The organism is Acinetobacter sp. ANC_7634 (genome assembly GCF_056779875.1).
On the sequence record NZ_JBWYIT010000004.1, the window covers coordinates 13,163 to 28,785 of the forward strand.

The window sequence follows — 15,623 nt, forward strand, 5'->3', positions numbered from 1 at the left end:
AAAGAGATTAACGTACGTAGTACACTTCCATTTCGCCATCATCTTCATCATCGTCAAAATCGTCATCCTCTTGACTGGCAAGACGTTGTTTACGACGCATTTCACGATAAGCCTCTTTAGCTGCAATGGTTTGTTCACGTGTTTCAGCTTCAAGCTGATCACGGAATGCTTGCATTTCTGCTGCATACTCTGGATCTTCAACTTCGCGTTCGCGCTGTTGTTCAATTTGATCCATTAAATAATAAACGACTTCTTTGGTTCCATCAGACATCAAGCCTGAAGTCTTAAATACTGGACCCTCCCATTTCAACTCTTCAAGGATGTGATTGCACCACTCATCTCTTGAGTCTTCAGGCAACTGATCTACTTTATTTAAAACCAACACCACTGGGAGTTTTGACAATGTTGGAGAGAACTTTAAAAGTTCATTTAAAATTGCCTTAGCATTATAAGCTGGATCTGATCCATCAATTGGCTGTACATCCACGATATGTAGAAGAATACGAGTACGCGCCAAATGTTTTAAGAAGCGAATACCAAGACCTGCACCTTCTGCAGCACCTTCGATCAAACCTGGAATATCAGCCATTACAAATGAACGGTGACGATCTGCATCTACAACACCAAGATTAGGTACCATAGTTGTAAATGGGTAATCAGCTACTTTTGGTTTTGCTGCAGAGACAGCACGAATAAATGTTGATTTGCCCGCATTTGGCATACCTAATAAGCCAACATCTGCCAAAACTTTCAGCTCTAGGCGAATTTCGCGGAACTCACCTTTGTTACCATGTGTACATTTACGTGGAGCACGGTTCGTTGATGACTTAAAGTGAGTGTTACCTAAACCACCGTCACCACCTTGAGCAACAAGAACACGTTGACCATTTTCAATTAAATCACCAATGATGTCGCCAGACTCAGTATCTACAATTGTTGTTCCTACTGGAACATATAGTGTTACGGATTCACCACCGCGACCTGCACAGTTTGCGCCAGCACCATTTTTACCACGTTCAGCACGAAATCTACGGGTATAACGATAATCTACAAGCGTACTGGTGTTGTCATCAGCTTGAATATATACGCTGCCACCACGACCACCATCACCACCATCTGGACCACCAAATGGTACGAATTTTTCACGGCGAAAACTGGCTACGCCATTGCCACCGTCGCCAGCCTCTACGGTAATGACTGCTTCATCAACAAAGCGCATAATGCCAATCCTCTAAAAACTTTAAAACCGCCTATTCTGCCATATTTTAAAGTATTTCTCGACTATATTTATGCTGGTTGAGAATAAGTTAGCGACTTTTTTCATAAATTGAGTCTTTAATATTTTGGTGTATCACTGCATTAAATTTGATTTATTCATTACTCATTGTTTTATCAAATAACATCATTGGTTTTATTTATTTCTGAAACCACAAAATAATGCCTATAGTGCATTAAATTGCACTCTAAGATTTTGACATGGATCGCTCTGCTACTCCTTTATCCTCACAATTCGTGCTTATTATGGCTTTGGCCTGTGGTGTCTGTGCAGGTTCAGCCTATTTCAATCAACCACTGATTTATTCAATCGAAAGAAGTTTAGAAATTTCGACCAGCCAAGCTGGATTTACCGTGGTTATCGCTCAAGTGGGTTATATGCTCGGACTCATGCTTTTGGTACCCCTTGGAGATTTTTTTAATAAACGAAAACTCATTGTGAGTTTAATGATATTTGCGGCAATTTCGCAGATCCTTTTGTCTTTCAGCTCAGATATTAGCACTTTATATATCTTTACCCTTTGTGCAACATTTGGAGCCATATCAGCACAAGTATTAATTCCATTTGCTTCTTCCATTAGCCCACCGGAATTAAGCTCGGCAGTTGTAGGTAAACTCATGAGCGGATTGGTCATGGGGATTATTTTATCTAGGACATTTGCCGGCTTTGTTTCAACTTATTGGTCTTGGGAAGGCGTTTATTTCATTAGTGGTATTTTGACTTTATGTTTTGCATATTTAATGTGGAAAAAACTCCCCAACACTCAACCTGCTTCGCATTTACAAGTCACCGATATTTACAAATCACTTTGGAGCATCGCAAAGCATAATCCGCATCTCATACGCCGTGCCTGCGCGGGTGCCCTAGGATTTGGCATTCTCTCAATGGTGTTTACATCGATGACTTTTGTTTTAGGGAGTGCCCCATATCAATTTACTGATTTTCAAATTGGTCTATTTGGTCTGCTAGGTATTATCGGAATTTATTCCTCGAGTTGGTCTGGTAAAACAGTTGGCAAAGGGAAAGAAGAATTTGTCGCTCAATTATGTATCACCTTGATGCTGTTCTCTTGTATTCCATTATATTTCGCGCAACAGAACATCTTCATTTATGCACTTGGCGTATTGATGAGCTATTTTGGTCTCACTGCATTTCATGTTTTAAATCAAAATCTAGTTTATCGTATTGATGGTCAAGCACGCTCACGAATTAATGCTGTATATATGACCATTTACTTTTCAGGCGCTGCATTAGGTTCTTTAGGTGCTGTCTATGCTTGGGAACATTATGCATGGATTGGTTGCGTTGCTTTGGGACTGTTTTTCTCAATTTTAATTTTATGTATTGATCGTTATGATTTTAAGATCATGAAAACCATATAAACATCTCGCTCAGTACACACTTTAAACTGAGCGATAACGAAATGATGAAATATAACTATCGCGTAATAATTGCCTTACTTTCCAAAATCTCGGGTAAATTTCGCTCAACCCAATGGATCAACTCATTTAATTTCATCGCTGCATTTGAACCCAATACAGTGAGTTGATACTCCACCTTTGGAGGAACTACTGGATAGACAGTGCGCAAAATAAAACCATCTTTTTCTAAGGTTTTTAGTGTCTGAGCCAACATTTTTTCGCTCACCCCCTCAATTCTTTGTTTTAGCTCACTAAAACGATGCACACCATCACTCAAGCAACTTAGGACGAGAACTGACCATTTACTGGTGAGATGCTCCAAAATTTCACGAGAAGGACATTCACTGGATAAAACTTGACCTAATAAATCACTATGCGCATATGTATTCATCATTTTTCTCTTAACAGTTAATAACTTACTTTTAGGTACGTACTTTCATTAAGTAAGTTAACAGATTAATATGCCTTCATCAAGTTTATTTTTTAGCCACAATGAGAGGAAATTAAAATGAAAATTGCGATTACAGGTGCAACTGGTGAATTAGGTCGTTTAGTTGTTCAAGAACTTAAAAAACTTCATAGCAAGCATGAAATTATTGCTTTAGTTCGCAACCCAGAAAAAGCTAAAATTTTATTTTCTGAAGATATTCAAGTACGCAAATTTGATTATGATCAGCCAGATGATCTCGCAAATTCCCTTCAGGATGTTGATAAACTCCTGCTCATTTCTGCCAATGAAATTGGTCGTCGCACTCCACAACACAAGGCTGTTATTGATGCTGCAATTAAAGCTAGAGTTCCTCACTTAATCTATACCAGCTTACTGAACGCAGATCATTCTCCGCTTGGCTTAGCCAATGAACATCGAGAAACGGAAAAATTAATACGTGAAAGTTCTATTACCTACACCTTTTTAAGAAATAATTGGTATAGCGAAAACTATTTATCTGCGCTCACCCATCAAATCGAGACAGGCATTGTGTACGGAGCGGCTCAAGATGGTTTAATTAGTTCAGCTTCTCGTTTGGATTATGCCACTGCTGCAGCTCAAGTATTAAATGATGAATCAGCTCAACATTTGAACAAAATTTACGAGCTTGCAGGTAGCGAAAGCTTTAGCTTAAATGATTTTGCGACCTTACTTTCTGAGTTTTCACAACAGCCTGTGAAATATCAAAACTTATCTCCAGAAGATTATCGTCAAGGATTAATTCAAGCTGGTTTACCACTAGGTCTCATTGACGTCATTGTAGATGCAGATCTTCACACCGCCCATGGTGCGATGTACAGTGAACACAAAGATCTTGAACATTTAATTGGTCGAAAAACCACATCGATTCGTGAAAGCATTCAGCAAGCCCTGAATGCTTAGAGGATAGACTCCCCTTAAAGGGGAGTTTTTACTTTTTAATATTGCGCAGAGGTAAATCCAAGTTCATATCTAAATTCGCCTTTGTTTCTCGCTCCAAGTTATACATTGTTGCTCTAAAACTAGATACATCCTTCATCAAAATTGGATCATTTAAATGCAATACCGGTGTGAAAACATGATCAATATCCACATCAAGCTGCTCATGCAAATCTAAATAGACAGGACCATCAAAATCAATCGTAATCGGAACCTGATAAGTACGCTTTAAATGAAATGGAACTTCAAGCTGAATAGGCAAATCTAAATTTAACGGAAATTTAGGTAAAAGTCGTGTTTTATACACCAAATCTGTTGTTGCACTAATTGGAATCGTTTGATCGATTTTTACTTTCGTTTGATAATCCACACTCACAGAAACAGGGACTTCGACTTTAAACTTGAGATTGGTTTTGTATTTACCCTGCAAATCTAAATCAATATTTTCCTGCACTTTAATTTGTGTATTTAGCGCACCAATCGCTTGTACCTCAAGATAATTCCCAACATCAATTTTTGTCGGCAATGATTCTGATAATTGTACACTTGCATTCTTCGCAGTGACTTGAATGGATGCTTGAATATTGAGATATAGCCAAAAACCTACGGCGACAATGCTTGCCACGATAATAAACAAGAGCGAACCATATCCCACGATTTTTTTAGCACTCATGCTTCTCGAGCTCACTGGGCTTTCACCGATTCAGCAGATTGATCATCCTTCTGAACTTTAATGGGTGATGCTGCTTCCACTTTTTGATTTTTTTGTAATGTTAAGGTATTGAGTGGGATAACCAACTCACCTTTTTGTATTTTAATTGGCAAAGTATTTTGTACGTTGACTGAAGCCTCTAACGCAGTTTTAATTGGTGCATTCAAATGACCTTGTACTGGTATATCCACATCTAAATCCTTATTTAATGGGATGCGTAGATTCTCTTTTAAATCCGCTTGAACAGGTGCTTGAAATTTCAAGTGAACCATTTGATCTAAGGGAACATCCATTTCAACAGGTACATCAAGTTTAATTGGAATCGTCCCTTTCAATGGCAGTGTAATATCTTTGCCCAAAATGCGAACCTTAACTTTAGTATCTACTGCTAAATTTTGATCCACAATCAAATTTTCACGGACTGGAATAACCGTTTTAATTGGTACTTGATTGTCGAAATGAACCATAGGATTCAATGTTTGTTGTACAGGAATAGAAAGATTTTCACGTATAGGAATGGTCGTTTTCACACGACCTGTCACATTCACATCCAAAGCATCATGGATTTGAACTTTCGCTTGCAATGGCTCTTGAAGATCAATATTCACGGCTTGATCTTCAAGTGGAATGTAAATTTTAAAATGTTGAAAAACCCATAAGGCAATTGCTATACCACTCGCGGCAGCCAAAGCAATCAGCACGAAGCCAATGACAAGATATTTGATGCGCAAAAATATAATCCTTTAACACTTATTTTTTTAATCACCTGCTCACAATCCATATTTTATGTGAACAAATACACAATTTTTCAATATTAAACCACTTATTTTGAAGAAACCATATTGCTCTAAAGTCTTAATTACGTAAATTTAGGCAAATAAAAAAGAGCCTCGAAAGAGGCTCTTTTTATGTCTTACAAATTATGCATTTGTTTCAGCAGGAACTTTTGGATAGCTTACGCCGCCCATTTGTTCAGCAATACGCAGAACTTGGCAGCTATAACCTACTTCGTTGTCGTACCATACATATGCTGTTAAACGGTTACCAGACGTAATTGTTGCTTGCGCATCAAAAACACCTGCAGTGCGTGAACCGATAAAGTCAGATGATACAACTTCAGTAGAGTTTGTATAACCAATTTGACCTTGTAGATTAGAGTTGATAGAAATTTGACGAATATATTCGTTCACTTCATCACGATCAACTTCTTTATCTAAAGTCAGATTAAGGATTGCTAAAGACACGTTAGGTGTTGGAACACGTACAGAGTTACCAGTTAATTTGCCTTTAAGCGCTGGAAGTGCTTTAGCAACTGCTTTAGCAGCACCCGTTTCAGTGATCACCATGTTCAACGTTGCAGCACGGCCACGACGGTCAGCTTTATGGTAGTTGTCGATCAAGTTTTGGTCATTCGTGAATGAGTGAACTGTTTCAACGTGACCATTAATCACTGTATATTTGTCATGAAGTACTTTCAACGTCGGTGTAATCGCGTTTGTAGTACAGCTTGCAGCAGAGATGATTGTATCTTCATCAAGAATGTCAGCTTGGTTAACACCAAACACAACGTTCTTCATATCACCTTTACCAGGTGCAGTTAAAATTACACGTGCAGCGCCTGGGCATTTAAGGTGCTGAGCAAGACCTTCAGCGTCACGCCATTTACCAGTGTTGTCAATCACCAATGCATTTTCAATACCATATGCAGTGTAATCCACTTCTGATGGATTAGATGCATAGATCACTTTGATGAATTGACCATTCGCAATAATTGCTTCGTTCTCTTCATCTACAGAAATCGTACCTGCAAATGGACCATGAATAGAGTCACGACGAAGTAAAGAAGCACGTTTCTCTAAATCACCATCAGATGATTTACGAACAACAATCGCTTTAAGATTTAGACCACGACCAAGACCAGACTGACCAATCATAAGACGTGCAAGGATACGACCAATACGACCAAAACCATAAAGCACAACATCTTTATGCTCAACAGATGCAGCATTGCCTTGTAGTGATTTAACAGCGTCAGCAACGAATGCATCTACATCGCCACCTTTTGCTTTAAATTCTACAGCAAGTTTGCCTAAATCGATTTCAGCTGTGCCGATATTTTGTACTTTAACCAATGCTTCGAGGATTGGGAAAGTATCTACAGCAGAAAGTTCAACGTCTAAAACACGTGTACGACGATGAGCTTTAAGAATTTGGATAACCGAGCGGTTAATTAAAGAGCGACCGTATACTGTAGCTACGATGTTTTTTTCACGGTATAACTGACCAACAAGGGCAATCATACGTTCCGCGAGTTCTTCACGGTTTTTCCAGCGACCTTGGTGCTCTGCATGTAGGGCAACGATAGTGTCTTTGCTCACAGATACGTCCTCTAATTAATTGTAAATCTAAGCATAAATTTCAAAACCCCATAATTGTAAAGGAATTAACTCAGAGTTGAAATGAAAACTCGTTTTATTTTTTACTAAAGCAATTTTCTCTTTGTAAAAAATATATTTTAGCAATTGAATTACAAAATAATTTTTTGGGTATATGATTTCATTTAGATATCAAATACTGATCATTAAGCCTACAAATCCAATTTCGTCACTGAGTTACATCCTGTTCAACTAAATACTGGTGAAGCCGAAATATCCTGACTCAACATCATATTTAAATCTTCTAAATTAAAATCTTCTAAGTTTTCTGGGAGTTTGACCAATACTGGAAGCTTAGTTAAACCATTTTGCCCCGAAGGGAATGCATAATGTCGTTCAAACTCACTTGTAGCTGAAAAACTTTCAAATTCAATAAATACACTATATTTTCGATAGTTTTTAGGCACACTTAAAATATCTAGATAAGCCTGCTTCTTGATTTTCACCATGGCCAATGAAGTTTGTTGAAGTTCTTTTTCTAACTTTTCTCCAGCCACCATTCTTTTTAAAAATGAGCCTTGAACTTCAGCATAATCTCGTTTCAAACGCATCGTATGAGACAGCATTTCTCGGTAATCTTGAATATGTTGGCTTAAATCTTCTTGTAATGCATTTAACGGTTTCTTGGAGCGCTCATGCATGACTCCACGCTCATACATATTCAATGGTACAAATATTTCATCTTTACGCTTTTCAAGTAGTTTTAAATAGGCTAACAACTTGTATTCAAACAATTGAACTGAGGAATTAAAAAATAAAGAAGGCTGTTGTTTAAAATCTTTATAATTCGCCAGAATATCTGAAAATATGCGATGCACACTTTTAAACAGATGCTCATATTCTTCAATATGTGATAAATGCTGTTCTAAAGCCACCACGAGAGGTTGTAGCAATTCGACAGTCAATGCTTGCTCAATCTTCCGTAAATGCTGTTTGGCTACAAAATCACTATTACTTCCAGCCATCCCTAAATTTTGTGTCAAAAGCGGTAATATCTTCTGTTCAGCAACATCTTCAAATTCTTGCACAATTTGAATGACATCTTTATGGACTTGATGCTGAATAGTAACCATCATCTGCACGTGTTCCATAAACTGTTTGATATACCCCTCTTCATTGTAACGGCGCATATCCAAAACCAACCCATTGAGATAAATTTGCTGGTTGTATTCCATTCGATCTTCAAATAAAAAACGACGAATCGAAAATGGATTTTGTTCAAACTGACTGGTTGGTGCGATGACGAATAGAAATTCAGAGGTTTTAACAATATCAAAGTGTCGAATGGACTGTTCTTTCAGCAACCATTGTGCAAAAAAAGGATGCTCCATGATCGATGAGCTTCTAGGTAGAAGGGGTTTAAACCAATACCCCAATAATTGTTGCTTAATAAATACCTCTATCATAAAGCTCTTAATCTGAGCTGAAGTTAACTGACGAGCTCCAACTGGTGTTTCAAGATTTAATTCACGAATTAACTTAGCAACATCTTGCAAAAAAACCCGACGCATTAACATTTTTTCGCGTTGTAATTTTAAATTGTCCTCAACAGCAATTAGGTCAATTTGATACAGCGCATTTTCTAAATAGTCTGCCACTTGTACGCAATCCGTCATCACCTTCAACCATTGGATAGATTGACATAACTTTGCTGCAATGGAGCGCATTCTTTCACTAGAAAAACTATGCTTTAAAATTCCCAGCGACGTCGTGACTTTATATTCGAATGTGTTATTCACACGATTCCAAAATATATCTTTAGGTTTGAGAATTTGACGATCAATTTCTTCGCGAACGTCACTATCTGAATGTTGAAATATACGCTCTAAGAGTCTTTGCCAGTTTAAATCCAGACTAGGCTCCATCTGTAATAATGCTGCTCTTGTTTGGTACTGAATCATGATTGTTAAATTAGAATTATTATTGATTTAACAAATTTACCACATTTTTATATTTTAGTTAATTGTGTCACAAATATTTTTAAAGAGTAAGTAATTATTCTTATCATTCAGTCAAAAACTCTTATGTACAACTCATGCTTATGTAACGATATGAAACTTAGTGCTCATCTTTTTGGGCTAGACGCGATTGTAGTTTATTATGTTGATATTGAAGTAACTTTTCATTTCTTCTTTGACGATAGAGATAAATTGTACCTTCCAAAATAAGGAGCAATACAGCAAACCAAATTGGAATATAAGTCAACCATTCTCCTGCTTCCACGCGTTCACCCATTGCTATTGATGCTCCTGCCAACAAAATTGGCTCTAAATAACTCAATAACCCAAAAATCACAAATGGAAGATATCTGCTCGCCAAGATGTAACTTCCAAGCCCTAAGGCACTTAAGCAACCTAGACCTAGTACGGCTAAAATGAGATATTTAAACTCAATAATCAGGGGCAATGTGTTTGAATAAAAAAATGCTAGAAAAATAGCAACTGGAATCACCAGCAATAAATCCCACCAGAATCCACCTAAATGATCTGTTCCAAATTTTCTTCTTAAAAAAAAGTAGATCGGATAAGCCACAGCAACATACATGGTCTCCCATGCCACAGTACCGATGCGCCAGATTTCATGGCTGACACCAAGAATTGCAAAAAACACTGCTGCAATTTGCCACTTTGAGAGCTTTTCTTTGTAAAGAACGCAACCAAAGAGAACCATCACCAGAGGCAACAAAAAATATCCTAAAGAAACCTCAAGCCCACGACCATTGATTGGTCCCCACAAAAATAACCAGAGTTGAGTTGTACACAAAAATGAACTGATCAAGAGCCAAATTAAAATAGAGGGTTGTTTGCAAATTTTATTATAAATTTCTCGAACATATTTTAGATCACCCGACCACCACATAAACAGCGTTAAGAAAGGTAACGTGGCTAACATTCGCCAAGCAAAGGTTTGCTCGCTGTCTAGTGGTCTAAGAAAATACGTATAAAAATATAGCACCCCAAATGTCACTGATGCCATAACTGACAATGCTATACCTTTTAACATATCTGAACCTAAATTTTACCAAACGATATTATAGCTAGAATTCGTAGTAATAGATGTTGATGCATAAAAAAACCACGCCTTAGCGTGGTTCTCATCATTTTCAACATTATTTTGTTGAACCAGGTGCTTGACCCGTTTGCTTTGTACGTATCACATCGCTTAAGTCATAACCAACGGATTTAGCATAATCAAGATACTCATTCACAACTGCTTGATCAGGATTATGCGTGCGAGAAAGCACCCACATATACTTACGTTTAGGCTCACCCACAAGTACAGTTTGATAATCCTCATCCAGTTTCAGCACCCAATAATCGCCACGACCAACTGGTAACCATCGAATAGCACTCGGCAAGAAACTAACTTTCAATTTTGTATTAAATGGCTGATTTTGTACAAATGCCTCACCCACTGACTGGGTAACTTTACCGTCAGCGGTAAAACAACGGTTATCAACAGTCACATTACCATTTTCATTTAATGTATATGTCGCAGTTACATCACGATCACACTTGTTTTGGAAATAAAGTGGCTTACGTGCTACTTCATACCAAACACCTAAGTATTTATCGAGTTCAACTTTTTCAACAGTATTGAGTGGCTTGTCCTGAGCATAAACCATCGTTGCTGCCCCTAAACCAACCAATAAGGCACCACCCAATACAATCTTGCTAACATTGAAACCAGCAGATGGGAGACTCTTGATCATCTAAATAACCCCTATTTATTGAATTTGTTTGTGAGTATTCATTTACTCTTCAACAATAACGGTTATTTTTCGGCTTAATGTTACGTTATGTGATGATTTTACAGTGTTTTCTGTAAATTAAATCACTGAATTAACTGTGCTTTTAAACGCACGATCTCATCACGGAAACGCGCTGCTTGCTCAAACTGAAGCTCTTTCGAAGCTTTGAGCATTTCCTTCTCTAATTTAGCCAAATGTTTTGCCAATAGTTTTGGATCGGAAACTATATGGCGCTCATCCGCACTTAATGCACGTGCTTGTCCCGATACACTCTCATCAATTGACTCATCATCATACTCTTCACCAGTATCAATTTCTTTGATGACTTGGCGGACTGCTGAACGCGGAGTGATGCCATGTTCTAAGTTAAAATTAATTTGTTTGGTACGGCGACGCTCCGTTTCATCAATTGCTTTTTGCATTGAATCCGTAATCCGATCTGCATATAAAATAGCCTTTCCTTCAACATTTCGAGCAGCACGACCAATGGTTTGGATAAGTGAACGTTCTGAGCGTAAAAAGCCTTCTTTGTCGGCATCTAAAATTGCGACTAAAGATACCTCAGGCATGTCTAAACCTTCACGGAGTAAGTTAATTCCAATCAATGCATCGTAGACACCTGTTCGTAATTCATGAATGATCTTCACACGTTCAACAGTATCGATATCAGAGTGCAGATAAGCCACTTTGATCCCGTACTCTTTTAAATATGACGTCAAATCTTCAGCCATGCGTTTGGTTAACGTTGTGACCAAGACACGTTCATTTTTATCTTTACGTTGATTAATCTCCGAAAGGACATCGTCCACCTGAGTCAATACTGGACGAATCTCAATAACGGGGTCAATCAAACCTGTTGGACGCACCACCTGCTCGGCAATTTGTTCTGATTTTTCTAATTCATAATTGGCAGGCGTCGCACTGACATAAATTGTAGTAGGAATAATACGTTCCCACTCTTCAAACTTCATTGGTCGATTATCCAATGCACTTGGCAAGCGGAAACCATAATTCACTAGATTTTCTTTACGTGATCGATCTCCTTTATACATCGCACCAATTTGAGGAACCGTAACATGCGATTCATCAATAATAAGTAATGCATCCTCAGGCAGGTAGTCGAAAAGCGTTGGCGGGGCCTCTCCAGCTGGTCGACCTGATAAATGTCTCGAGTAATTCTCAATACCATTGGTATAACCAAGCTGTTGCATCATCTCAAGGTCATATCGAGTACGCTGTTCGATACGTTGAGCTTCAAGCAATTTATCTTCAGCTCTGAAATATGCCAAGCGCTCTTTGAGTTCTTCACGAATCGTTTCGATGGCACGCTGTAAGTTATCTTTAGGCGTCACATAGTGACTTTTTGGATAAATCGTGATTCGTGGGACTTTACGAATCATTTTTCCAGTCAAAGGATCAAACCAGCGGATCGAATCCACTTCATCATCAAATAGCTCAATCCGCACTGCATTTTGTTCTGACTCTGCGGGGAAAATATCAAGAATTTCTCCACGAATTCGATAAGTACCTCGTAAAAATTCGAGTTCATTACGCGTATATTGCATTTCTACCAATCGACGAATCAACTCATCACGGCTGACTCGATCACCTGTCACAATATGTAAGAGCATATTCATATATGCGTTAGGATCACCTAAACCATAAATGGCGGACACCGAAGCAACGATAATGGCATCCTTACGCTCAAGCAAAGCACGCGTTGCGGACAACCGCATCTGATCGATGTGATCATTAATAGCAGAATCCTTTTCAATAAAAGTATCAGATGACGGTACGTATGCTTCTGGCTGATAGTAATCGTAATAACTTACAAAATACTCAACAGCATTATGTGGAAAAAAAGCTTTAAATTCTCCATAGAGTTGAGCCGCAAGGGTTTTGTTGTGTGCCATTACAATAGTAGGACGTTGTAATTGCATAATCACATTCGCCATCGTATAGGTCTTACCAGAGCCTGTTACCCCTAATAACAATTGATCCTTAAAACCTTGTTCTACTCCTTTAACAAGTTTCTCAATCGCTTGAGGTTGATCACCTGCAGGCTCGTAATTAGTTACTAATTCAAATGGACGACTGTCACTCACTCGATAATTCTCGCTATACAGATGATGAAAATATGCAATAACACTGGTAATGCATGGCTTGCTTGCTCAAATCTTTATGATTTACTCATCTGATGATGAGGGTGAAAACCATAAATTCAATCAATTTTACTTGACCCTTACAGCAATCAATTGCACCATGAACTTAAATTGCATGTTGATGTAAAAAACTATGACTTACCAATATCACGATGAAACGATTATCAACAGTTTAAATGAAGATACAGTATTTGTATTTGGTAGTAATTTAGCAGGCACTCATGCAGGTGGTGCTGCAAAAATTGCACTTCAACATTTCGGTGCGATTAAAGGTGCTGGCCGCGGATGGGCTGGACAGAGCTATGCAATACCCACCATGAATGAGCATTTGCAACAAATGCCTCTATCCCAGATTGAACACTACATCAATGATTTTAAGATCTATACAAAAAACCACCCCAAGATTAAGTATTTTATTACAGCCGTTGGTTGTGGTGTAGCAGGTTACAAAGTTGCTGAAATAGCCCCCATGTTCAAAGGTATATCAAAAAATGTGATTTTCCCGATTTCGTTTAAACCTTTCGTTGAACGAACCTTTCCTAAATTAAACCAACCTTTATTACATGCCATTTTTTCTTCCGAACTACTGTTCGCGGATTCTTTAGAAACGGCATTTGAGCAACTTAATTTAAATGAATCTGAAAAGAAACTAGCCAATATTTTGATTGAAACGCCGATGTTCCCCGTGGATAGTAATGGACGTGAACGCATATTTGAAATCGAAGATATCCTCTATCATCTAAAAGATCAAACCTTCCAATATGAACCGAAGTCCGATCGTGCATTCATGATGGGTGGTGTGGTATTGGCTTTACTTGAACTCTACCAAATTAATGAACAAGATTTTGTTGATGTTTGGCAAGGGCTTAAGTCAATTTCTGCGCCAAAACCTGAGCATCGAGCAAAAAAATCAGTTTAATAAGATGTTGATTTTATAAGATTCATTCACTTATATTGTATAAATGAATGAATTTTAAACACCAAGGCTCGCATCTATGGATCATTTAGATCTGACCATCTTTGATTTATCTCCAATTGCGATGTGGCTACAAGACTTCAGCGGTGTTAAACAAATTTTCGAACAATGGACTGCTGAAGGTATTGAAGATATTGAAGCATATTTAATGGAGGATCACAGTCGTCTCCACCTTTGCTTGAGTACGATTCATACCTTACGTGTTAACCAAAGTACGCTTAAACTGTATGAAGCAAAAAACTTAGAAGAAATTTTAGAAAGTTTTCAGAAGTTCCTTCATCCTGAAGTCAGCACTTTCCAAATCCAATTTTTTGTATCACTTTGGAAGAATACTGAACATCATATTCCAGTGATCAATTATACGACCAATGGAAAGCGTTTAGATGTTCAATTACGCGGTATGAAATTAAAAGGTTATGAGGATAATTGGAAATGCCTACTCATGACCACCGAAGATATTTCCCAATATCAAAAAGCACGTCATTTTGCCGAATCTTTATTTACTTATAATCCAACAGCACTATGGATCATGGATTTTAGCCAAATTAAAAAAAGATTTGAGCTGCTCCGTTTGCAAAACATTGAGAATTTAGACCAACACATTCATCAACATCCAGAATTTGTTGTGGAATGCTTTGAGCAAATAAATTTCATTGATGTCAATGAAGCGGCGCTCAAACTTTTTGCTGTGAAAGATAAATCTCAATTTTTACATCATTCTCATGATTTATTTGATATTAAACGTTTGGAAAATTTTAAAAGCCAGTTACTACAATTGTGGAATCATGAAGAATATCAACAGCGAGAAAGTAGTTTCTACAACGCGAATGGAGAACAAATCTTCGTTTTAGAACAATTAAATATTTTTCCACATAATTTAGATGATTGGGCGGTGATACAAGTCGCCCTTACAGATATCACTGAGCGAAAAAAATTAGAAAATCACTTACATTATTTGGGTCAACATGACATTTTAACTGATTTACATAACAGAACTTATTTTAATGAAGAAATTGAACGGATTGAGCAACTTGATCTCTATCCAGTGTCTTGTATTTACATTGACATGAACGGTTTAAAAATCATCAATGATCAGTTCGGACATGATGTCGGTGATCAGTATCTAAAAAACTTTGCCGAAATTCTTCAATTTGTCACTCACAAAAAAGATTTTTCAATTTCTAGAATAGGTGGCGATGAATTTGTATTATTGATGCCTCATGCCGATGTTGAGCAAGTTAAAATCCTTGTTCATGATCTTGAAACTCAAATACATCAACATAATCTAGATCACCCTCATCTTTCTATCAGCGTTTCACTCGGACATGCCACAAGACTTAAAGGCGAAACCTTAGAAGATATGTTACGCCGTGCAGATAAATGCATGTATATTAACAAGCATCATTTTTATCAAAATAAAAATCTAACGAATTGAGCTCAACGTTAGCTTAGCTTAGCTTAAAAAAGTGTCTTAAATCACGT

The 15,623-nt window shown here is 37.6% G+C and carries 13 protein-coding genes; 4 read left to right on the forward strand and 9 right to left on the reverse strand.

All coding sequences use genetic code 11. The features are described 5' to 3' along the window. Window positions 1–7 precede the first annotated feature (7 nt). Window positions 8–1,219: an Obg family GTPase CgtA gene (gene cgtA, locus AC1M9A_RS06210; protein ID WP_481609865.1), complete on the reverse strand. Its 1,212-nt coding sequence runs from the start codon at window positions 1,217–1,219 to the stop codon at window positions 8–10. Between the two features lie 257 nt (window positions 1,220–1,476). Here cgtA and AC1M9A_RS06215 point away from each other — a divergent pair, with 257 nt between their 5' ends. After that, entirely contained in the window at window positions 1,477–2,658 is a 1,182-nt protein-coding gene (locus AC1M9A_RS06215) for an MFS transporter (protein ID WP_481609866.1), read from the forward strand. A gap of 55 nt (window positions 2,659–2,713) precedes the next feature. Here the strand turns inward: AC1M9A_RS06215 and AC1M9A_RS06220 are convergent, their stop codons facing one another. Then, window positions 2,714–3,088, reverse strand: coding sequence for a winged helix-turn-helix transcriptional regulator (locus AC1M9A_RS06220; protein WP_481609867.1), 375 nt, complete (start codon window positions 3,086–3,088; stop codon window positions 2,714–2,716). 117 nt (window positions 3,089–3,205) lie between these two features. Between AC1M9A_RS06220 and AC1M9A_RS06225 the strand changes: the two genes are divergently transcribed. Then, window positions 3,206–4,069: an SDR family oxidoreductase gene (locus tag AC1M9A_RS06225; protein ID WP_481609868.1), complete on the forward strand. Its 864-nt coding sequence runs from the start codon at window positions 3,206–3,208 to the stop codon at window positions 4,067–4,069. 28 nt (window positions 4,070–4,097) lie between these two features. On the opposite strand, the gene AC1M9A_RS06230 is transcribed toward AC1M9A_RS06225, so the two are convergent. The 7 genes from AC1M9A_RS06230 to uvrB all read right to left on the reverse strand — a co-directional run bounded on the left by AC1M9A_RS06230 (window position 4,098) and on the right by uvrB (window position 13,108). Further along, window positions 4,098–4,778 (reverse strand): hypothetical protein, encoded by a 681-nt coding sequence (locus AC1M9A_RS06230; RefSeq protein ID WP_481609869.1) that lies wholly within the window; start codon window positions 4,776–4,778, stop codon window positions 4,098–4,100. Window positions 4,779–4,789: 11 nt separating this feature from the next. Beyond that, entirely contained in the window at window positions 4,790–5,548 is a 759-nt protein-coding gene (locus AC1M9A_RS06235; RefSeq protein ID WP_481597352.1) for an MFS transporter, read from the reverse strand. A 189-nt stretch (window positions 5,549–5,737) separates the two neighbouring features. Beyond that, complete coding sequence (locus tag AC1M9A_RS06240; RefSeq protein ID WP_180028420.1) at window positions 5,738–7,195, reverse strand: glyceraldehyde-3-phosphate dehydrogenase; 1,458 nt, start codon at window positions 7,193–7,195, stop codon at window positions 5,738–5,740. A gap of 245 nt (window positions 7,196–7,440) precedes the next feature. Then, a complete protein-coding gene (locus AC1M9A_RS06245) occupies window positions 7,441–9,153 on the reverse strand; it encodes a hypothetical protein (protein WP_481609870.1) in 1,713 nt (570 codons plus the stop codon). A gap of 157 nt (window positions 9,154–9,310) precedes the next feature. Beyond that, complete coding sequence (gene rarD / locus AC1M9A_RS06250) at window positions 9,311–10,255, reverse strand: EamA family transporter RarD (protein WP_481609871.1); 945 nt, start codon at window positions 10,253–10,255, stop codon at window positions 9,311–9,313. A gap of 106 nt (window positions 10,256–10,361) precedes the next feature. Further along, a complete protein-coding gene (locus AC1M9A_RS06255) occupies window positions 10,362–10,964 on the reverse strand; it encodes a lipocalin family protein (RefSeq protein WP_180028423.1) in 603 nt (200 codons plus the stop codon). A gap of 122 nt (window positions 10,965–11,086) precedes the next feature. Then, a complete protein-coding gene (gene uvrB, locus AC1M9A_RS06260; RefSeq protein WP_180028424.1) occupies window positions 11,087–13,108 on the reverse strand; it encodes an excinuclease ABC subunit UvrB in 2,022 nt (673 codons plus the stop codon). A gap of 190 nt (window positions 13,109–13,298) precedes the next feature. On the opposite strand from uvrB, the gene AC1M9A_RS06265 reads away from it, so the two are divergent. Then, on the forward strand, window positions 13,299–14,084 hold the full coding sequence (locus AC1M9A_RS06265) for an A1S_2505 family phage non-structural protein (RefSeq protein ID WP_092767050.1): 786 nt from the start codon (window positions 13,299–13,301) through the stop codon (window positions 14,082–14,084). A 76-nt stretch (window positions 14,085–14,160) separates the two neighbouring features. Next, entirely contained in the window at window positions 14,161–15,576 is a 1,416-nt protein-coding gene (locus AC1M9A_RS06270) for a sensor domain-containing diguanylate cyclase (protein ID WP_092767051.1), read from the forward strand. Window positions 15,577–15,623 lie beyond the last annotated feature (47 nt).